This window comes from Thalassospira sp. MIT121401 (genome assembly GCF_047125595.1).
GTDB lineage: Bacteria > Pseudomonadota > Alphaproteobacteria > Rhodospirillales > Thalassospiraceae > Thalassospira > Thalassospira povalilytica.
Genome location: NZ_CP138926.1, coordinates 1,545,481 through 1,565,608 on the forward strand (window position 1 = coordinate 1,545,481; position 20,128 = coordinate 1,565,608).

Annotated in this window: 16 protein-coding genes; 14 read left to right on the plus strand and 2 right to left on the minus strand. The window is 54.3% G+C overall.

Annotated features, from left to right (window positions below; translation table 11 throughout):
* Nucleotides 1-71: 71 nt before the first annotated feature.
* The 7 genes from queA (at nt 72) to queG (ending at nt 8,591) form a co-directional block, all read left to right on the plus strand.
* Nucleotides 72-1,124 carry a tRNA preQ1(34) S-adenosylmethionine ribosyltransferase-isomerase QueA gene (gene queA / locus SIB88_RS06925; RefSeq protein ID WP_288350477.1) on the plus strand — a complete coding sequence of 351 codons (1,053 nt, stop codon included), beginning with the start codon at nt 72-74 and terminating at the stop codon, nt 1,122-1,124.
* 6 nt (nt 1,125-1,130) lie between these two features.
* Nucleotides 1,131-2,273: a tRNA guanosine(34) transglycosylase Tgt gene (gene tgt / locus SIB88_RS06930; RefSeq protein ID WP_412557705.1), complete on the plus strand. Its 1,143-nt coding sequence runs from the start codon at nt 1,131-1,133 to the stop codon at nt 2,271-2,273.
* A gap of 10 nt (nt 2,274-2,283) precedes the next feature.
* Nucleotides 2,284-2,751, plus strand: a complete 468-nt coding sequence (gene queF, locus SIB88_RS06935; RefSeq protein ID WP_068519555.1) for a preQ(1) synthase — start codon at nt 2,284-2,286, stop codon at nt 2,749-2,751.
* 212 nt (nt 2,752-2,963) lie between these two features.
* Nucleotides 2,964-3,488, plus strand: a complete 525-nt coding sequence (locus SIB88_RS06940) for an RNA polymerase sigma factor (RefSeq protein WP_412557706.1) — start codon at nt 2,964-2,966, stop codon at nt 3,486-3,488.
* 94 nt (nt 3,489-3,582) lie between these two features.
* Nucleotides 3,583-4,641, plus strand: a complete 1,059-nt coding sequence (locus SIB88_RS06945; RefSeq protein ID WP_412557707.1) for a FecR family protein — start codon at nt 3,583-3,585, stop codon at nt 4,639-4,641.
* 245 nt (nt 4,642-4,886) lie between these two features.
* A complete protein-coding gene (locus SIB88_RS06950) occupies nt 4,887-7,319 on the plus strand; it encodes a TonB-dependent siderophore receptor (protein ID WP_412565937.1) in 2,433 nt (810 codons plus the stop codon).
* Between the two features lie 117 nt (nt 7,320-7,436).
* Entirely contained in the window at nt 7,437-8,591 is a 1,155-nt protein-coding gene (queG, locus tag SIB88_RS06955; protein ID WP_412557709.1) for a tRNA epoxyqueuosine(34) reductase QueG, read from the plus strand.
* Here queG and SIB88_RS06960 read toward each other — a convergent pair whose 3' ends face one another.
* The gene (locus SIB88_RS06960; RefSeq protein WP_412557710.1) at nt 8,592-9,377 is read right to left on the minus strand and encodes a phosphodiesterase; all 786 of its coding nucleotides are present in this window, start codon (nt 9,375-9,377) and stop codon (nt 8,592-8,594) included.
* Nucleotides 9,378-9,452: 75 nt separating this feature from the next.
* Between SIB88_RS06960 and SIB88_RS06965 the strand changes: the two genes are divergently transcribed.
* Nucleotides 9,453-9,764: a ribbon-helix-helix domain-containing protein gene (locus tag SIB88_RS06965; RefSeq protein WP_250282431.1), complete on the plus strand. Its 312-nt coding sequence runs from the start codon at nt 9,453-9,455 to the stop codon at nt 9,762-9,764.
* A 59-nt stretch (nt 9,765-9,823) separates the two neighbouring features.
* Nucleotides 9,824-11,629 (plus strand): asparagine synthetase B family protein, encoded by a 1,806-nt coding sequence (locus tag SIB88_RS06970; RefSeq protein WP_412559403.1) that lies wholly within the window; start codon nt 9,824-9,826, stop codon nt 11,627-11,629.
* Between the two features lie 28 nt (nt 11,630-11,657).
* On the opposite strand, the gene SIB88_RS06975 is transcribed toward SIB88_RS06970, so the two are convergent.
* A complete protein-coding gene (locus SIB88_RS06975; RefSeq protein WP_068519561.1) occupies nt 11,658-12,752 on the minus strand; it encodes a response regulator in 1,095 nt (364 codons plus the stop codon).
* 278 nt (nt 12,753-13,030) lie between these two features.
* Between SIB88_RS06975 and SIB88_RS06980 the strand changes: the two genes are divergently transcribed.
* The 5 genes from SIB88_RS06980 to SIB88_RS07000 all read left to right on the plus strand — a co-directional run bounded on the left by SIB88_RS06980 (nt 13,031) and on the right by SIB88_RS07000 (nt 20,128).
* The gene (locus SIB88_RS06980) at nt 13,031-13,906 is read left to right on the plus strand and encodes a MurR/RpiR family transcriptional regulator (RefSeq protein WP_068519562.1); all 876 of its coding nucleotides are present in this window, start codon (nt 13,031-13,033) and stop codon (nt 13,904-13,906) included.
* 33 nt (nt 13,907-13,939) lie between these two features.
* Nucleotides 13,940-15,316, plus strand: a complete 1,377-nt coding sequence (locus SIB88_RS06985) for an aspartate aminotransferase family protein (protein WP_412557711.1) — start codon at nt 13,940-13,942, stop codon at nt 15,314-15,316.
* Complete coding sequence (locus SIB88_RS06990; protein WP_412557712.1) at nt 15,313-16,146, plus strand: 3-keto-5-aminohexanoate cleavage protein; 834 nt, start codon at nt 15,313-15,315, stop codon at nt 16,144-16,146. The genes SIB88_RS06985 and SIB88_RS06990 overlap by 4 nt, the downstream gene beginning before the upstream one ends.
* 204 nt (nt 16,147-16,350) lie before the next feature.
* On the plus strand, nt 16,351-17,328 hold the full coding sequence (locus SIB88_RS06995; RefSeq protein ID WP_068519564.1) for a TAXI family TRAP transporter solute-binding subunit: 978 nt from the start codon (nt 16,351-16,353) through the stop codon (nt 17,326-17,328).
* Nucleotides 17,329-17,524: 196 nt separating this feature from the next.
* Nucleotides 17,525-20,128, plus strand: a complete 2,604-nt coding sequence (locus SIB88_RS07000) for a TRAP transporter permease (protein ID WP_412557713.1) — start codon at nt 17,525-17,527, stop codon at nt 20,126-20,128.

Below are 20,128 nucleotides of genomic sequence, written 5' to 3' on the forward strand. Positions count from 1 at the left end.
GGTTTTGAACGAAGGGGCGCATAAAACGCCCCTTCAATTGTTTGTCCAATCAACCGGAATAATCCCGATCCATGAAAGTCGATCTGTTCGATTTCGAATTGCCGCGCGAACGCATTGCCGAACATCCGGCAAATCCGCGTGATGCTGCACGCATGCTTGATCTGTCTGCTGGCGGAATGACCGACCGTATCGTGCGCGAACTGCCCGATATTTTGCGCCCGGGTGATTTGCTTATTTCCAATGATACCCGCGTGATCCCGGCGCGCCTGTTTGGCAAGCGCGGAGACGCCAAGGTCGAAGTGACCCTGCACAAGCAGGAAGGACTGGCCGAATGGGTGGCGTTTGCAAAGCCGGCCAAAAAGCTTCGGATCGGGGAAACCTTCAAGGTCAATGACGAATTCGAAGCCGAAGTGCTTGATAAGAAGGATGGCGGCGAGGTTACGCTGAAATTCAACCGTTCGGGTGCTGATCTGATTGCGGCACTTGAAAAATACGGTGTCATGCCGCTGCCGCCCTATATCCGTCGCGAAGCCGGCGGCAACGATCAGGACAAATCCGATTATCAGACGATCTTTGCCCAGAAAGACGGCGCGGTGGCAGCCCCGACAGCAGGGCTGCATTTTACCCCGGAACTTTTGGCCAATCTGGATGCGCGCGGGATCAATCGCCGCACCATAACCCTGCATGTCGGGGCGGGCACGTTCCTTCCGGTCAAGGTTGATGATACCGATGACCATAAAATGCATGCGGAATGGGGATCGATCAGCAAGGAAATCGCTGATCTGATCAACGAAACGCGCGCCAAAGGCGGGCGGGTTGTTGCGGTGGGTACGACGTCGCTGCGGCTGCTTGAAAGTGCGGCGCGCGAAGATGGTGTGGTTGAACCGTTCGAAGCGGAAACCGACATCTTTATCACGCCTGGTTACAAGTTCCGCGCGGTCGACATGCTTTTGACCAACTTCCATCTGCCGCGTTCGACCCTGTTCATGCTGGTTTCGGCCTTTGCCGGGTTTGAACGCATGAAGGCCGCCTATAATCACGCGATCGAAAACGAGTACCGTTTTTATTCTTATGGCGATTGCAGTCTGCTTGAATGCGCCAGTAAAATTGATGCACGGACATAAATTGTCATGACCGAATTTCGCTATGAATTGCTTGCCCAGGATGGCAAGGCCCGTTTGGGGCGCATCCACACCGCGCACGGCGTTATTGATACGCCGACTTTCATGCCGGTGGGGACTGCCGCCACGGTTAAGGGCATGTTGCCGGAAAACGTCGCGGATACAGGGGCGCAAATCCTTTTGGGTAATACGTACCATTTGATGTTGCGTCCTGGTGCGGAACGCATTGCGCGTCTTGGTGGTTTGCACAAATTTATGAACTGGGACAAACCGATCCTGACTGACAGTGGCGGGTATCAGGTCATGTCGCTGGCAAAATTGCGCAAGATCACTGAAGAAGGTGTCACCTTTAAAAGCCACATTGACGGGCGCAAGTTTAACCTGACGCCGGAACGTTCGATGGAAATCCAGCATTTGCTGGGCTCGACCATCACCATGGCCTTTGACGAATGCACGCCGTTCCCAGCAACCGAGCAGCAGGCCCGCGAAAGCATGCAGATGTCGATGCGTTGGGCCAAGCGTTCCAAGGATGCCTTTGTCGAACGCGAAGGCTATGCGCTTTATGGCATTCAGCAGGGCAGCGTTTTTGAAAACCTGCGTCGTGAAAGTTCAGAAAAGCTGGCCGAGCTTGATCTTCCGGGCCATTCGGTTGGTGGTCTTGCGGTTGGCGAAGGCCAGAAGATCATGTTCGATACGCTTGATTTCTGCGTCGATATGTTGCCAGCCAACAAGCCGCGCTACCTGATGGGGGTCGGCAAGCCGTCTGACCTTGTTGGTGCGGTGATGCGCGGGATTGATCAGTTTGATTGTGTTCTTCCGACCCGTTCGGGCCGCAATGCGCAGGCCTTTACTCATCGCGGGACCTTGAACCTTAAGAATGGCCGTCATCGCGATGATGATCGTCCGCTTGATGATCAGTGCAATTGTCCGGCTTGTACAAAATATTCGCGGGCCTATCTGCATCATCTGATCAAGGCGGGTGAAATTCTGGGTGCGGTTCTGCTGACCTGGCATAACCTTGCCTATTATCAGGATTTGATGCGCGGCATGCGCGAAGCCATTGCCGAAGGCCGGATGGAGGCATTTGCGCGCGATTTCCATGCCGGACAGGAAGGCGGGGATATCGATCCCGTGCCGATCATCGAAGATTAAGGAGGCTGTCATGGCCGATCAGACCATTTACGACAATCTGACCATGCTGGGCGGTGACACGGTACAACCGGCATCCCCAGACGAAGCCGTTCTTGAACGTGTTCAGAACCCGCAGGCCGGAACCGATTACTGTGTGCGCTTTGTCGCACCGGAATTCACATCCCTTTGCCCGATCACCGGGCAGCCCGATTTTGCCCATTTGGTAATCGACTATGTGCCGGGTGACTGGTTGGTCGAAAGCAAGTCACTGAAGCTGTTTCTGACGTCGTTCCGTAATCATGGTTCATTCCATGAAGATTGCACGATCAAGGTTGGCAAACGCATTGTTGAAACGCTTGATCCGAAATGGCTGCGTATCGGAGGATACTGGTATCCGCGCGGTGGTATTCCGATTGATGTGTTTTATCAAACCGGTGCCGCACCCGAAGGTGTGTGGATCCCGGAGCAGGGCGTTGCCCCGTATCGCGGGCGCGGATAGTCTGGCGCATCGGTCTGAATTGGCAGGCTGATGATAAAGAATTCAAAGGGCTGCCTTGTTTCGCAAGGCGGCCTTTTTCGTGCGATTTTGGAGGGGGCATGATTAGTTGTTGATAATTATTCGCATTGTCATTTTCAATTGATCCTGCTAAGTCAGAAGCCGGGCAGGGGAACCTGCCGGGTTTGTGTTACTGGCTTGGTTGGAAAACGGCGATGGCGCGCCAAAGCGCATCAGTCCTTATTGCGAGTTTTCAGGAAAACTATGAACAGCTTTTGCGGTTTCTGACCCGAAAGCTGAATGGTGATTCCGAACGTGCCGCCGATGTTGCCCAGGACACCTTTGTTCGCCTTGCCAGAACGCCAGATACTGACGACGAAATCGACAATCCCCGGGCCTATATCTATCGCGTGGCCGGGAACCTTGCGATTGATCAGATCAGAAGTGACCGCCGCCAATCCGCCCATCATGACGGCGCAGATGGTGCGTCGGAGATCAGTGATCCCGAACCCGGCCCGGAAAGAATTTATCTGTCACGTGAACAGGTCAAACTGCTTGATCAGGCATTGAAACAGTTGCCGGAAAATGCCCGTGCAGCATTGCTGATGTTCCGGGTAGAAGGATTGTCCCATACCGAGATTGCCGAGAAACTTGGTGTTTCCAACAGCATGGTCGCGAAATATATTGGTCGCGCCTTAAAGCATTGCCGTGATGCGCTTTTGGCAGGGGGCGAAAAATAATGTCAAAAAAAATGGCATCATTTGTTCTGCTCACTCGTCTTAATAACAGGAACAGCCGTTTATCAAAGGCGGCACAGGATCGGGGACGGTTACTTTGAATTCGGGTGCATCCGCACATCAGCAGCCAGCTCTGCAAGGCTATGACAATGACATGGTCGCATTAAGCGATCAGGCCATTGACTGGCTTGTGCGTCTGCAATCCGATGATGCGACGGATCATGATCGTCAGGCATTTGCCAAATGGTCCGCCCAAAGTGATGCGCATATGCGCGCAGTCCGTGATGCAGAGGCGCTGTTTGGGGCGGTGGATCAAACGCAAACCGCGCAGGACTGGACGGGGCACGTCGCGCCATTGTCACCAAATGCAGCAAAGCCAAATAGCCCAGCACGAACAAAACAGCGTCCGGCAGCCCGTTCGGTTGCAAGGTTTGGCACACGGCGGTTTGCCCTGACGGCTGCATCGCTTTGTGCGTTTGTTTTGATGATTGTGACCGGGGCTGGCATGCAAAGCGATATCTGGGCACGCTGGAATGCACAATACAGCACTGATATCGGGGGGGCCAAAACCGTCAATCTGCCGGACGGTACGGTGGCCCACATGAATACGGCGTCGGCCTTTTCCATTGATTTCTCTGACGGGGTGCGACGGGTTGATCTGGCCGCGGGCGAGGTGATCTTTGATGTGGCCAAGGATGCGCAACATCCCTTTATCGTTTCCGCCCAGGGGGGCGAAGCCATGGCCGTTGGTACCGTCTATGGCGTTCGCATCAAAGATGATCATGTGAATGTAACGGTGCGCGAAGGTATCGTTGAAGTCAGTACCGGTGTCGGAAGCAGCATACGCCTTTTGGCCGGGGATCGCGCCGTTTATCAGAATGGTCGCGGCCCGCAGGCAGATGGAACCGTTGACCTGGCAGCGTATGGAAGCTGGCAACGCGGCAAGCTGATCTTTAACAACCGTCCCTTGGGCGATGTGATTGATGAAGTTCAGCGCTATAAGGCCGAACGCATCGTCATTGCCCGTGATGCGGTCCATAACTTGAAAGTTACCGGTGTATTTGACATTGCCGATCTTGATGCATTGCTTGATACGCTGGAACAGGCAATGAATGCCCGGGTTGTCAGGTTGCCGCTTTTGACGGTGATCTACTAAATCCTGTTCCCGGCTGGCCGATTTTCGGGCCTTTTCCAATAAAATCGAAAAAAATTGAAAAATCCGGTGCAAATCGCGTTGGGTCAGATCGTCTTAAGGTCAAAAGCGAATGATTTCGGTTCTTATAATCATTCGCAAACAGGGGAATGACCGGAAGACTTATGATGAATTCAACAAATATGATGGCGCAGGCCGCAGTCAGTCAAAAAGCTGCGCAGCGGAGTGGGACTTTACGTAATGGATGGATGCGCCGTCTGGCTGCAACCACGGTGATCTCGGGGATCACGGCAACGTGCCCGATCGTCGCACACGCAACCGAACAGCAAACACCGGTATCGATTGATGCTGAAGTCGCGCAGTCGACTGTCGTACGCCTTGATATCCCGGCACAGGAACTTGACCGTGCGCTGACCAGTTTTGCCGATCAGGCCAACCTGAAGCTGCTTTTCCCGTCCCAGGGACTGAACGGGCTGCAAGCCCCGGAACTTAAGGGTGAGATGACTGTTGATGCGGCTCTTGATCGTCTTCTGAGCGGAACGGGTCATTTTTGGCGCTACACCGATGGTGGCACGATTACAATTGAGCCGCTTTCCGAAACTGGCGAAAACGTCACCGACGCCATCCGGATTGAGGCAAACAGTGTCGGCGAAAAGGCGGATGGCCCTGTTGACGGATATATCGCCACCCAATCACTGGCCGCGACCAAGATCGGGACACCGATCCTTGAAACATCACAAAGCATCACGGTTGTGACGCAGGATCAGATGGAAGATCAGGGTTCGCAAACCATCATGCAGGCCATGCGCTATACCCCCGGTGCCTTTACCGGACAGGTCGGGGCGTCAAACCGCTATGATTATGTGATCCTGCGCGGGCTGGTCGACCGGTCGATTGATAATATTTATCTTGATGGCCTGAAAACCATGGGCGATGACTCGACTTATAGCTCGATGCAGATCGACCCGTATTTTGTTGAACGCGCAGACGTTGTCAGAGGCCCGGCTTCTGTCCTGTACGGACGCAGTTCACCGGGGGGGATCGTCGCGCTTTCAAGCAAAAAACCGCAGTTCGAGCAGCAGGGCGAGATTGAGGTTTCCTATGGCAACCGCAATCAACGCGGTATCGGTTTTGATCTTACCGGTCCGCTTGATGACGCCGGAAAGCTTGCCTTTCGCGTGACGGGCAAGGCGGACGCGGCCGACACCCAATATACCGGTACCGAAGAAGAACGTTACGCGATTGCACCTTCGCTGACGGCGAACTTCACGGATGATACCCGTGTTACCCTGATGGCATATCTGCAAAAGGATCCCGAAGGCGGAACCCATAACGGTCTGCCCTCAGAGGGCACCTTGTTCCCGCGCAATGGCAAATACATCTCGACCGGATTTTTTGATGGTGACCCGTCGCTCGAAGCGTTCGAAAGAACCCAGAACATGGTCGGATATCAGTTCGAACATGATTTTGATGACAATCTGACGGCGCGCCAGAACTTCCGTTTTCTTGATGCATCGGTCCATATCGATCAGATCTATCAGACCGGTTGGGATGGATCGTCTGATAACCTGAACCGGCGCTATGGCGGTGGTGACGAAGACATGCGCGCCTATGCCGTCGACAACCAGCTTCAGGCCGAATTTGCGACAGCGGATATCGACCATACCGTTCTGGGGGGATTTGATTATCAGCATCGCCGCGTTGAAAATGCCTGGCAGTTCCCAAGTGCATCCAGCATCAATGCCTTTAACCCGGTATATGGAAACACGGGTGTGACCATTGGCGCGCCAACAAACAGTAAAGTGCAGACGCTTGAACAAGCCGGTCTTTATATTGAAGACCAGTTGGAATACGAAAAATGGCGCTTTTCCCTTGGTTTGCGCCAGGATTGGGTCGAGACCACCAAGCATGACCGTCTGACACAGAAAAACACCAGCGAAGACCGTCAGAAGCTCACCAAGCGGGCAGGGGTGCTTTATCTGTTTGATAATGGTGTCGCGCCGTATGTCAGCTATTCCGAATCTTTTAATCCAAGCCTTTATTCCGATGTCGCGGGCAATCCGATCGAACCGTCAGAAGGCACGCAGTATGAGGCGGGTGTGAAATACCAGCCCGAGAACGGCAACCTTCTTTTGAGTGCGGCGGCCTTCTATCTCGAACAGGATAATGTCGCGATTTACGACTCATCGACCTATGCCTATGATCCGGTCGGCAAGATCGTCAGTCAGGGGCTTGAGCTTGAAGCACGTGCGAACCTGAACGAAAACCTGAGTGTGATGGCGTCTTATACCTATACCGACGCGGCCTATGACGCGCCGGGCGATACCAAGGACGGCAAACAGCCGATGCAGGTGCCTGAACATATGGCATCACTTTGGGGCAACTATTCGTTCTATTCCGGGGCGTTGAATGGCCTTTCCATTGGTGCCGGTGCACGGTTTGTCGGTGAAATGGCAGCCAATGAAACCAACACCATAACGGTTCCGGATTACACGATCTTTGACCTGTCGCTGAACTATGACATGGCCAATGTCGGTCTTGAAAACACCGATCTTCGGGTGAATGTGAACAACCTGCTTGACGAAGAATATGTCGCGTCATGTTTGATCACGTCGTCATCGGACAACTGTTACTATGGCGAGGAACGCTCGATCCTTGCAACCGTGCGATATCGGTTCTGATCAGCACTACTTTCCAATCAAGGGCCGCAGCATCGTGCTGCGGCCTTTTGCGTTTCAGGCAGATGATTATATAAGGCAGCAGAGAGAGGCCCAAACAAGACAAGCCCGACTGATGCCATGACCACCAAGACGCGCAAGAACATCACCTTTGACATGCTTGAGGTCAAAGCCCGTGAAATCGGCTTTGATGTCTGTGGGGTGGCGCGTCCGGAAATTGACCCGCGCAATCAGCAGCGTCTGGATGAATTTGTTGCCGCGGGTGAATACGGGTCGATGGCCTGGATGAATGATCCCGAACGTCTGCCGCGCCGGCGCGACCCGGAAATGCTGTGGCCGGATGTCAAATCGGTGATTGTTCTGGGCAGCAATTATGGCCCGGCCGAAAATCCGATGGCGCTGCTTGATCACCCGGACCGGGCGATGATTTCAGTTTATGCCCGCAACAAGGATTACCACGACCTGATCAAGAAACGCCTGAAACAGTTGGCCCGCTGGCTGGTTGAACAATCCGGTGGAACAGAACAGGTCAAAGTGTTTGTTGATACCGCCCCTGTCCTTGAAAAGCCGCTCGGCCAGTCATCAGGGATTGGCTGGCAGGGCAAGCATACCAATCTGGTATCGCGGGAATTTGGCAGCTGGCTGTTTCTGGGCGAGGTCTTTACCACCATCGAATTTGCACAGGCAGAACCGGAAATCGATCATTGCGGGTCATGTTCGAAATGTCTTTCGGCCTGTCCGACCAATGCCTTTCCGGCGCCTTACAAGCTTGATGCGCGCAAATGCATTTCCTATTTGACGATCGAACATGACGGGCCGATCCCGGGTGAATTCCGAACGGCAATGGGCAATCGTATCTATGGCTGTGATGATTGTCTGGCGGCCTGTCCCTGGAACAAGTTTGCCAGCCGTACCGAAGAACTTGCCTTTATCCCGCGTGCCGAACTGACCGCACCGCGACTGGCGGATTTTCTTGATCTTGATGATGCGTCATTTCGGGCATTCTTTACCGGGTCACCGATCAAGCGCATCGGACGGGCAAAGTTTTTGCGCAACGTTCTGATTGCCGCAGGCAACAGCTGCTCAGAACGGCTGATCCCGAAAATTACAGCCTTGCTTGCCGATGAAAGTGCGCTGATCCGTGCCAGTGCCGTTTGGGCGCTTTCGCGTTTGATGAGCAAAGCGGCATTTGATGCCCTGAAGGCTGAACATTATGACACTGAACAAAGCCCGATTGTGCGCGACGAATGGGATTTGGTGCCGGTCGCGGCCTGATTACAAATCCATATCGAATTTCACAAAATCAAAGTGATAGCGAAGTCCGCCCTTGGGATCGGTAAAGCCGATGCCATAGCCCGGGCCAAGCGGGTTGCGATCTTCGAGCTCTTCTTCCTTTTCATGGCGGAAATCAAGAGGCTCCCCGCATTGGGTGCTGTTGGCCAGAACAAATGGCACACCAAGCCAGGTTCCGGTTGCCGGCCGGTGAAGATGGCCAAAGAACAGATGTTTGATCTGTCGGTTTGCCTGAACGATTTCGCCAAGTTCATGTTCAGCATCAAGCCGGATGGTATCCATGAAAGGCAGACCCATTTCAAAGGGCGGATGATGCATGAACAGGAAAGTCGGTGTATCGCGATGGGCGGCAAGTTCGTCACGCAACCATGCAAGACGACGATCACATAACGTGCCGTGATGATGATCGGGAACGATGCTGTCCATCATCACAAAGCGAACCCCGCCAATTGTTTGACCGAAATTGACAAAGCCGTTGGCATCAATCTCGGTGGTCGGGAACGCATCGCGGAATGCTTCGCGGATATCATGATTACCCGGAATGACCAGATAGGGAATGGCAAGTTCGGACAGGATATCAACAGCATGTTCATACTGTTCGGGTGTACCGCGATGGGTGATATCCCCGGTAATTACACAAATTTCCGCATCACGGTGCAGTGCATTGACTTCGCCAATAACCTTGCGCAGCGTTGCCGCAGCATCGGGCTTACGCGACATGTCATTGCGCGACAGAATATGAAGATCGGAAAGATGTATGAATTTCATGACGATGCCCTATCATGATCAAAAGCATTTGAAATCATGTTCGTTTTTCCCAGACATGAAAAGATATAAACGCCGATGGATGACAGCGTTCGTAAAAGATCAGTGACAATTGCCGGGCACAGAACCAGCTTTTCGCTTGAAGATGCGTTCTGGCAGGAACTGGTCGGTATTGCCGAACGCCGCAACGTGACCCTGGCGGAGCTTGTTGTCGAAATTGATTCCGATCGCGACGGTAATCTTTCAAGTGCGCTTCGCCTTTATGTGTTGCGTGACCTTCAAAACCGCCTTGCCAGCCAAACGTCAAATCAGACGACTGGCCAAACGCAAACTGGCCCCGGTGCAGCAGGCGCACCCGACGATGCGCCCGGTCCGGACAAACAGGCATAAGGTCGATGTGTGGTATTGCCGGGCTAACAGCACCAACTGATCAGCCGGCAATGGCGCGCATGTTGCAAAAACTGTCCCATCGTGGTCCTGACCATCAAGCAATATGGACAGAGCCCGATGGTGCCATGAGTGGAACGGTTGCACTTGGCTGTGCGCGGCTCATGACCACGGATCCCGATCCATCTGCGGATCAGCCATTGGTGACATCAGACGGGAAATTCGTTCTGGTATTTAATGGCTATATTGCCGCTCACCGGCGCAAGATTGCCCACCTGAACAATGATGGTGCTTTGCCACGCAGTTCCAGTGACGCCGAACTTGTCTTGCAAGTGCTGGCGCGCGCCGTCGCGAATGACTGCGATGTTGCCGATATTCTGGCCGGTCTTTCCGGGCAGTTCGCGCTGGCACTTTGGGACCGGACGCAAAGGCGGCTTTGGCTGGCCTGCGATCCGTTGGGGATCAAGTCGCTTTATGTTGCGCATCGCACCAATGGTGACATTGCCTTTGCGTCGGAACTGGCGGCACTTGATGAAATACGGGCAGGCCAATTCGATGACAGCATTGCATCAGATTATTTTGCCCATCTGTTCGTGCCAGGCCCGGCAAGCGGTATTCGCCAGACAGAACGTCTGAAGCCGGGAACGGTCCTATGTTGGCAGGATGGCAAAATATCGCGCAGCATCATCGCTCATCCGGCGACAGCCGAGCGCGCGGGGCAGGCAATACCCGATGTAATCGCGGATTTGCGCCAACATGTTCGTCAATCGGTTGCCGATGCGATGGATGTTGATTGCACCCTTGGTTGTCTGGTTTCAGGCGGGCTTGATAGTGCCGGTGTAGCGGCAATCGCATGCGACATTGCACGCGGGCATGATCGTGATCCGCCACCTGCATTCACGATGGGGTTTGATGACCCGGCACGTGATGAAACCGATGCGGCACGTAAACTGTGTGCGCATCTCGGACTTGAATTAAGCATTGTGTCGGCCCCGCAAAAGGCGGACGAGATTTTTGATATTCTGACAGCGGTACTCAGAGCCGTCGGCGTACCCTTTGCCAATCCAGCGATCGTTTTGAACTGGAAGCTGTCAGAAAGGGTGGCGCGGGATGTGCGGGTTTGTCTAAGTGGCGATGGCGGTGATGAGCTGTTTGGTGGTTACCCGCGATATCGCGCCGCACGGTTATTTGACAGTGCCTGGCACTATCTGCCAGCGAGCCTGCGGCGATTATCGGCACAGGCCGGACAGGGGATTGGCAATCGCGCATTGTCGCGGTTCCTGACTGGCGGCCAAGGGGACGCAAAGACAGCATTCACGGTTTGGAATAACCGTTGTGCGATTGGGGAACTGACAGCGGCGTGGCATCCCGATGATGGCGGTTTTGACGCCAAAATGCCGCTGACCGATCAGATGATGACGTTTGATCGTGATGTGACCTTACCCGGTAATCAGCTTGTCATGGCTGATATTTGCGGGATGGCGTTCGGACTTGAATATCGGCCACCATTGTTGGGCCATGATATCGTACGCAAAGCATCCCAGGTGCCGGCGATATCCCATCTCCGCGGGGGCGGCAAGGCGGTCTGGCGTGAAGTCGTTGCGCCACTTCTTCCGGGCTGGCATCTGCGCAATCGCAAGATCGGCTTCAATCCGCCTGTTGCAAATTGGCTGGCGATGCTGGGGCCATATATCTGGGGGGACGAGACCCGGATTTTGAAAAACCTGTTTGCGCATGCGGGGGTGACATCAACCGAACAACGCAAATGCTGGAAGCGTGCCATATCGGGACGGGATATGGACATGTCGCTTAGTGTTTGGGCGCTTCTGGTTTGGGCGATCTGGCCAATGATTCGCAACGGGAAATAGCCAATGGCAGGAACAGCGTGGTTTTGCCCTATGCCGTGCTGTCACCGGCAATATTGCGCGACCGGCGATAAAGATTAAGGGCGGTCAGCGCGGTTGGCGCCAGCTGAACAACTTGGCGCGACAATGAAAGCACGCGTTCTTCGTCAAGGTTGCTGTCTTCAAACACCGACTGGGTCGTTTCGCATAATTCCGACAACTGACGTAATCCAAAGGTCCCCGACGTGCTTTTAAGGGCATGGACTTCGTTGCGCACGGTTTTCAGGTCATCTTCTGACAGGGCCTTGTCGATTTTGACCAGACGTGATTCCGTTTCATTGATGAATATGTCGATGCCGCATTTTGCGCCTTCATCCCCGGCATCATTGTAAAGCTGTTCAAGAACACGAATATCAAGTACCGGACTTGTCGGGGATTCCGGACGTGGCGGGCGACCAATGCGTGCGCTTTTACTGCGCAGATGCGGCGGGGGAGAGTTTTTGGACTGGGCGTTGCTGACCGTTCCCGGTGCACGCGAAATCAGGTCATGCATGGTTTCGATCAGCTTTTCGCGCTGGATCGGTTTGTTGATAAATTCATCGACCCCGGATTGGCGGGCAATGACATTCCAGTCACGCGACTGATGTGCCGACAGCGCAATGATCGGGGTCTGTGAAACCGGTCCTGCCATGTGGCGGATACGGCGGGTGGTATGCAAGCCGTCCATATCGGGCATTTCAACATCCATCAGGATCAGGTCGGCATTGACCCCGCGGCGCAGCATGTTCAGAACCGTTTGTCCGTTGCTTGCTTCAACGATGCTGTATCCTTCGGCCTGAAGGATACGACGGGCGACCATGCGGTTGCTTTCGCTGTCATCGGCGATGATGACGGTCCCGATTTTGGAATCATTGGCCGAATTTTCGAGATTGATTTTATCAAGCGGCAGAAGCTGTGGCTTGACGAAGCAAACGGAAATCATGCCGCCATCGGCAAGTTCGGTTTCGTTGAAAATCAGATCTTCTTCGGCAACACCGGTGATCAATTGCTCCCACGCCGGATTGGCATAGACAATCCGTTCGTCCGCGTCAAAAAGAGCAATGCCTGCTTGCGTCTGCGCAAGTGCATCAATGATCCGATGTTCCATTGGCCACCTACCGATTCGGTGCCCAGTCCCTTACCAAAAGGCACAAAGATTCTTTTTGGGTGAAACGTTCACGTTTCTTGTATGACTCTTAATATTGTTACAGTTTTTTCTAATAAGTCCATGATTTTTAACAGTCACGGATCTAAGTCACTCAAAACGCGTGAAACACTTGTGTGAAACATGTGTTTCAATGATTGCGGAAAGTGAAACATATGTTGCGAAGTGCGAAGCCATGTGGCGTAATTTCAGGTGTCCTGTTGCACAAAGGTGCCTGATAGATGGGTTTGTATTCCGATCTGCGCGAAAAACTGATTTCCGACTATGGCAAGCTAAGTCCGCAGATGCAGAAAGCGGCGCGCTATATTCTGGATCATCCCAACGAGGTCGCCTTGCGGTCGATGCGCGCACTTGCCGCGGCTGCCGATGTTCCGCCCAGCACGATCACCCGTCTGATGGGGGCGATCGGGGTTGGTACATGGCAGGAATTTCGCGACCACTATCAGAACCGGTTGCTTGATCAGCCCGCAAGCTATGCCCAGCGGGCCCGTGAAACGCAAAGTACCGAACATGATGCCAATCGTGACGAACATTTGCTTGAAAGCATCGCGCGTACCGAAATCGACAATATCGGCGCTGCGTTCAATCCCGATCTGATGGCCGGAATGATCAGGGCATGTGCCGCAATCGAGAATGCGCGCCATGTCTATATTGTCGGGCGCGGGGCTGCGTATCCGGCGGCATATCAGTTTGCCTATGCCTATCGGCTGTTTCGCGATAACGGGGTGCTGGTTGATGGTCATGCCGGCGCATTCGGGGATGAATTGCGCGGTATCGGGCGTCGCGATCTGATGATTGCAGTGGCGGCCAAGCCCTATATTCGCGATACGGTCCGCGCCGTTGATTTCGCGCGCAGCCAGCATTGCCCGGTAATCGCAATCAGCGATTCAGATGTTTCCCCGATTGCACTTGATGCCATGACCAAACTGGTTGTGCGCGATACGTCGCAATCATTTTTCCAAAGTTTTACCGCTGCGTTGTCGGTCATGCAGGCGCTTGTTGCGCTGCTTGTCGCGCGTGGTGGTCAAAAGGCCCTGCAGCGGATTTCCGCAGCAGAAGAACAACTTGCTGCTTTCGATACCTATTTTGAAGACTAGGGCAAAACTGCAGCCCCATACGGATTTCCGAACATGACGACTGTGTCAAATACCAATCCCGTTCCCAATGCCACCACCCATGTCCTGCATCGTTCCAGTACGACGATACCGCCGCGTGCTGTTCGCGGTGAAGGCATTTATATCTTTGATCAGAATGGCAAAAGCTATCTTGACGCCTGTGGCGGTGCGGCCGTGTCATGCCTTGGTCATTCCGACCCGGATGTTCGTGCGGCAATGCATGCCCAGATCGATCAGATTGCCTATGCGCATTCCGGGTTCTTTTCATCGGATGCGATGGAAGAACTGGCTGATGAACTGGTGGCCAATGCACCGGCCGGTATGGACAAGGTCTACTTTGTGTCTGGCGGGTCGGAGGCAACCGAAGCCGCCCTTAAGATGGCGCGTCAGTATTTCCTGGAAATCGGGCAGCCTGACCGCAAATACGTGATTGCACGTCGCCAGTCCTATCATGGCAATACGCTTGGTGCCTTGTCGGTGGGCGGCAATATGTGGCGGCGCAAACAGTTCGAGCCACTTTTGATCACCGCAAGCCACATTGCACCAGTGTATCAATATCGGGACCAGCGCCCGGATGAAAGGCCGGAGGCCTATGGTCTTCGTGTGGCCAATGAACTTGAAACCGCAATCCTTGAACTTGGCGCCGATAGCGTTGCGGCCTTTGTGGCTGAGCCGGTTGTCGGTGCGACGGCTGGTGCCCTGGCGCCGGTGCCGGGCTATTTCAAACGCATTCGCGAGATTTGCGATCAGTACGGTGTGCTGCTGATCCTTGATGAAGTGATGTGCGGCATGGGGCGTACCGGAACCCTTCATGCGATCGAACAGGAAGGGATTTCTGGCGATCTTCAAACAATTGCCAAGGGACTTGGCGCCGGATATCAGCCGATTGGTGCGGTTCTGGTTTCCAAAAAGATCAATGACGCCATTGCAACCGGTTCGGGCTTTTTCCAGCACGGCCATACCTATCAGGGGCATGCCACGGCCTGTGCGGCGGCATTGGCAACCCAGCGGGCAATCCGCGATCGTGATTTGCTCGGCAATGTGGTCAAACAGGGGGAAAACCTTGTGAACGGGCTTCAGGCAAAGCTTGGGCAGCACCCGTTTGTTGGCGATATTCGCGGGCGCGGACTTTTCCGCGGGGTCGAACTGGTCGCAAACCGTGAAACCAAGGACCCGTTTGACCCGGCGTTCAAGATCAATGCGAAAATCAAAAAGGCGGCGTTCGCGCGTGGTCTTATGGCCTATCCGATGGGGGGCACAATTGATGGCGTGCGCGGGGATCATGTGCTGTTTGCGCCCCCGTTCATCGTCACCGAAGACGATGTTGCAAAGATTGTTGATCTGTTTGCAACTGCACTGGATGACGTCTTTGCCGCCGAGGGGCTGGCATGATGGCATATGGTGAAACCCCGTTTCTGATTGCCGCGGCCCCCAATGGCGCGCGCAAGACCAAAACCGATCTTCCCAACATTCCGATTACACCGGCCGAGGTCGCCCGCGAGGCGGTTGCCTGCCAGAAGGCCGGGGCGGCAATGATGCATCTGCATGTGCGTGATGATGATCAGAAACACAGTCTGGATGTCGGGCGCTATCGCGAGATGCTGACCGAAGTGCGCAATGCCGTCGGCCCGGACATGCTGTTGCAGGTCACGACCGAGGCGGTTGGCATCTATGATGCCGATGCGCAGATGGCCATGGTGCGTGCGCTTGTGCCTGATGCGGTATCGATCGCCATTCGCGAAATCGCCCCGCCAAATGCCGACCTTGATCAGGTCCGGGCATTTTGCGAATTCATGCGTGAAGCGGGTATTTTGCCGCAATTCATCCTTTATGCCCCCGAAGATGTCGCGCGTTTCAACCAGCTGGTCGAAGCGGGAATTCTGCCCGGCGAAAAGTTCCCGGTTCTTTTCGTGCTGGGGCGCTACACGGTTGGTCAGATGTCCAATCCTGTCGAGTTGCTGCCATTCATCGGGTCCAGCCCGTATGTGTCGGAATGGATGCTGTGTGCGTTTGGTGCGTTTGAAAATGCATGCATCCTGACCGGGGCCGGACTGGGTGGTCACGGGCGTATCGGATTTGAGAATAATCATCTTAAGGTTGACGGATCATTGGCGCAGGGTAATGCTGACCTTATCGCGCAGGCACGAGATGGTGCGCGTTTGATGGGCCGCAAGATCGCGACAGGCGAACAAGCAAATCAGATCATGCAACCATTATGGTAGGAGGCCTCATCGCAAGCACTTGAAATGCTGAAAGTTTGAATTTTATCAGGAGGTTTTGGGGTTATGGGCTTTAAATTCAAAGCGCCCAACCCTATAATCTGGAAGTCGAAACACCTGATTTAACTGGTGTTTCCCTATAATTCGACTGTTCCGTCCAGAATGGTTGGATGCCTTATAACAGGGTGTACAAGGGAGCTAATCCTAATGAAAAAACTAATTGCAGTAGCGACTGCCGTGGCAGCGATTGCTGGCGCATCGCTTTTTGCTGGTCAGGCATCAGCACAGGAAAACCGTTTCATCACCATCGGTACCGGTGGCGTAACCGGCGTTTACTACCCGACCGGTGGCGCGATCTGCCGTCTGGTGAACAAGGATCGTAAAGAGCACGGCATTCGTTGCTCGGTCGAATCCACCGGTGGTTCGTCCTACAACATCAACACCATCCGTTCGGGCGAACTGGACCTTGGTGTTGCCCAGTCCGACATTCAGTACTATGCCCTGCATGGTGAGAAAGCATTCTCCGAAGTCGGTCCGTTCGAAGATCTTCGTGCTGTCTTCTCCGTCCATCCGGAGCCGTTCACCGTTGTTGCCCGTGCAGATGCCGGCATCAAAACCTTTGACGACCTCAAAGGCAAGCGCGTGAACATCGGTAACCCGGGTTCGGGTCAGCGCGACACCATGGACATCGTTATGGCAGCCAAAGGCTGGACCCTTGACGATTTCGCACTGGCATCCGAGCTGAAGCCGGCTGAACAGTCCCAGGCGCTTTGCGACAACAAGATCGACGCGATGATCTACACCGTTGGTCACCCGTCCGGTTCGATCCAGGAAGCAACCACTGCCTGTGATTCGGTTCTGGTTGAAGTTGCTGGCGATGCCATCGACAAACTGGTTGCCGAAAACCCGTATTACCGTGTTGCCACCATCCCGGGCGGCATGTATCGCGGTAACCCGGATGACGTCAAAACCTTTGGTGTTGGCGCAACCTTCGTATCCTCGACCGCAACCGATGCGGACGTTGTTTACCACGTTGTTAAAGCAGTCTTTGACAACTTCGACGATTTCAAAAAGCTGCATCCGGCTTTTGCGAACCTCGTCAAAGAAGAAATGGTCAAAGACGGCCTGTCGGCACCGCTGCATGACGGCGCTGTCAAATACTACAAAGAAGCAGGCCTGATGTAATTCAGGCAGGAACGGAGGGCAGGTTTCTGCCCTCCGTTTTTCTTTCTTTCGCCCGCTGGGTACGACCAAAAAATTGAATTAAACGGTATCGTTGATCGATACCAGGGTACTCCGTGGGCGACCGGGTGTGTGTCGACGGAGATTTTTTGATTCTGGAGACCAGAACAAAAATCTTTGTTCAGACCGGGAGTTTGTAATGACCGACGTGAAAAACGCGAACCAGGGTGCGTCTGATCAGGACCTGCAGGATCTTATTGCAGAAAATGATACAGGTGCGCGCCAGCCGAGCGGCATGACAGCAAAGGTCTTGCTGTATGTTGCCGTGGCGTGGTCGTTGTTCCAGCTGTGGCTGGCATCACCATTGCCTTATCTTGTCAGCTTTGGCGTGTTCAATTCGACCGAGGCACGGTCGATCCATTTGGCTTTTGCCGTCTTTCTTGCATTTCTGGCCTATCCGGCCTTCAAGACATCGCCGCGCAGCTATATTCCGATCCTTGACTGGATTCTGGCGGCGGCTGCGGCGTTTTGTGCTGCCTATATTTACATCTTTTACCGCGACCTTGCCGGGCGTCCGGGACTTCCGATTACCCAGGACCTGGTTGTGGCCGGTGCCGGTCTGGTGCTGTTGCTTGAAGCAACCCGCCGTGCACTTGGCCCGCCCTTGATGTGTGTTGCGGTCCTGTTCCTGGTGTATGTCTTCTTCGGGAATGCAGCCTGGGTACCGGAAGTTCTGCAATGGGCAGGGGCCAGCTTCTCCAAGGCGATGTCGCACCAGTGGATCACGACCGAAGGCGTATTCGGGATCGCGCTTGGCGTTTCGACAAGCTTCGTCTTCCTGTTCGTGCTGTTTGGATCGCTTCTCGATAAAGCCGGTGCAGGCAACTATTTCATCAAGGTGGCGTTTGCGGCCCTTGGTCACATGCGCGGTGGTCCTGCAAAGGCCGCTGTTCTGTCATCGGCAATGACCGGTCTTATTTCCGGGTCGTCGATTGCAAACGTTGTGACCACCGGGACATTCACCATTCCGTTGATGAAACGTGTCGGTTTCTCGGGCGAGAAGGCCGGTGCGGTCGAAGTTGCATCCTCGGTCAATGGTCAGATCATGCCGCCGGTCATGGGGGCTGCTGCCTTCCTGATGGTCGAATATGTCGGCATTCCGTACCCGGAAGTGATCAAGCATGCCTTCCTGCCGGCAACGATTTCCTATATCGCGCTGATCTATATCGTTCACCTTGAAGCGCTCAAGGCGAACATGAAGGGCCTGCCGAAACGGGTAACCTCGACGCTGTCGCAGACCCTGATCCGGTCGCTGATGTTTGTGCTGTCGCTGATTGTTCTGGCGGGGCTGGTTTATTATGCCATCGTCTTCCAGAAACAGTTGTTTGGGGCCGCGGTTGGCTGGGTCGTCGCCATTGAATGTGCGGTGATCTATCTGGCCGGTCTGTATTACGCGGCGAAATATCCCGATTTGGAAATGGATGATCCGAACCAGCCGGTTGTCGAATTGCCGCAACTTGGCGAAACGGCAAAGGCCGGTTTGCATTATCTGCTGCCGGTGGTTGTTCTGGTCTGGTTCCTGATGATCGAGCTGAAATCACCGGGACTTTCGGCCTTCTGGGCGACGGTTCTGATGATCTTCATCATGCTGACCCAGCATGCGGCCAAGGCATATTTCCGCAAAACCGCGGATTATGCAGCCGAGTTCAAACAGGGCTTTGCCGATGTCATTGACGGTTTTGCAACCGGTGCCCGTAACATGATCGGCATCGGTGTCGCGACGGCGGCGGCCGGTATCATCGTCGGTACCGTATCGCTGACCGGTATCGGACAGGTGATGGTTGAATTCGTCGAACTGATTTCGGGCGGCAATCTGATGCTGATCCTGATCTTTACGGCGGTGATCAGCCTGATCCTGGGCATGGGGCTTCCGACCACGGCAAACTATATCGTGGTTTCCAGCCTGATGGCACCGGTGATTGTCGAACTTGGCGCGGAAAACGGCCTGATTGTGCCGTTGATCGCGGTACACCTGTTTGTGTTCTATTTCGGGATCATGGCCGATGTGACCCCGCCGGTTGGTCTGGCATCCTTTGCCGCGGCTGCGGTATCGGGGTCTGATCCGATGAAAACAGGTGTGGTGGCATTCTTCTATTCGATGCGTACCGCGGTTCTGCCGTTCCTGTTCCTGTTCAACACCCAGCTTCTGATGATCGGTCTGGATCATCCGGTGGATGTGGTGATGGTGATCATTGTTTCGACAATAGCCATGCTGGTCTTTGCCGCAGCAACGCAGGGCTACTTCTTTGCCCGGTCCAAGCTGTGGGAAAGTGCGGCATTGCTGCTGATTGCCTTTACCCTGTTCCGTCCGGGTTTCTGGCTTGATCTGATCGAGCCGCCCTATGACAACCTTCCGGCAGCATCGATCATCGAAGATGCCGAAGGCATGCCGGAAAATTCCAGCATTCTTCTGGATGTTGAAGGCATCAATATCGAAGGCGAAGAAGTTTCCAAATCCGTGATGCTGCCGCTTGGTCCGGCAGGTTCGGGTGAGGACCGCCTTTACAATGCGGGTATTGCCGTTCGCAACGAAGATGGTCGCATCTTCATTGACGATCTGGTCTTTGCCGGACCGGCCGAAAAAGCAGGCCTGGATTTCGATTTCGAAATCACCGCAGTAAAGGTCGAAGCTGATCGCATGCCCAAGGAAGTGTTCTTTATCCCGGCATTCTTGTTGCTGGGAGGGATCATTGTTCTGCAACGCCGTCGCAAGCGCAGTGAAGAAGCGCTTGGCACCGCCTGA

Bases quoted from the DNA above. Each gene is read 5' to 3' on its own strand.
- queA (WP_288350477.1), top strand. From the start codon at position 72: ATGAAAGTCGATCTGTTCGATTTCGAATTGCCGCGCGAACGCATTGCC.
- tgt (WP_412557705.1), top strand. From the start codon at position 1,131: ATGACCGAATTTCGCTATGAATTGCTTGCCCAGGATGGCAAGGCCCGT.
- queF (WP_068519555.1), top strand. From the start codon at position 2,284: ATGGCCGATCAGACCATTTACGACAATCTGACCATGCTGGGCGGTGAC.
- SIB88_RS06940 (WP_412557706.1), top strand. From the start codon at position 2,964: ATGGCGCGCCAAAGCGCATCAGTCCTTATTGCGAGTTTTCAGGAAAAC.
- SIB88_RS06950 (WP_412565937.1), top strand. From the start codon at position 4,887: ATGCGCCGTCTGGCTGCAACCACGGTGATCTCGGGGATCACGGCAACG.
- queG (WP_412557709.1), top strand. From the start codon at position 7,437: ATGACCACCAAGACGCGCAAGAACATCACCTTTGACATGCTTGAGGTC.
- SIB88_RS06960 (WP_412557710.1), bottom strand. From the start codon at position 9,377: ATGAAATTCATACATCTTTCCGATCTTCATATTCTGTCGCGCAATGAC.
- SIB88_RS06965 (WP_250282431.1), top strand. From the start codon at position 9,453: ATGGATGACAGCGTTCGTAAAAGATCAGTGACAATTGCCGGGCACAGA.
- SIB88_RS06970 (WP_412559403.1), top strand. From the start codon at position 9,824: ATGTTGCAAAAACTGTCCCATCGTGGTCCTGACCATCAAGCAATATGG.
- SIB88_RS06975 (WP_068519561.1), bottom strand. From the start codon at position 12,752: ATGGAACATCGGATCATTGATGCACTTGCGCAGACGCAAGCAGGCATT.
- SIB88_RS06980 (WP_068519562.1), top strand. From the start codon at position 13,031: ATGGGTTTGTATTCCGATCTGCGCGAAAAACTGATTTCCGACTATGGC.
- SIB88_RS06985 (WP_412557711.1), top strand. From the start codon at position 13,940: ATGACGACTGTGTCAAATACCAATCCCGTTCCCAATGCCACCACCCAT.
- SIB88_RS06990 (WP_412557712.1), top strand. From the start codon at position 15,313: ATGATGGCATATGGTGAAACCCCGTTTCTGATTGCCGCGGCCCCCAAT.
- SIB88_RS06995 (WP_068519564.1), top strand. From the start codon at position 16,351: ATGAAAAAACTAATTGCAGTAGCGACTGCCGTGGCAGCGATTGCTGGC.
- SIB88_RS07000 (WP_412557713.1), top strand. From the start codon at position 17,525: ATGACCGACGTGAAAAACGCGAACCAGGGTGCGTCTGATCAGGACCTG.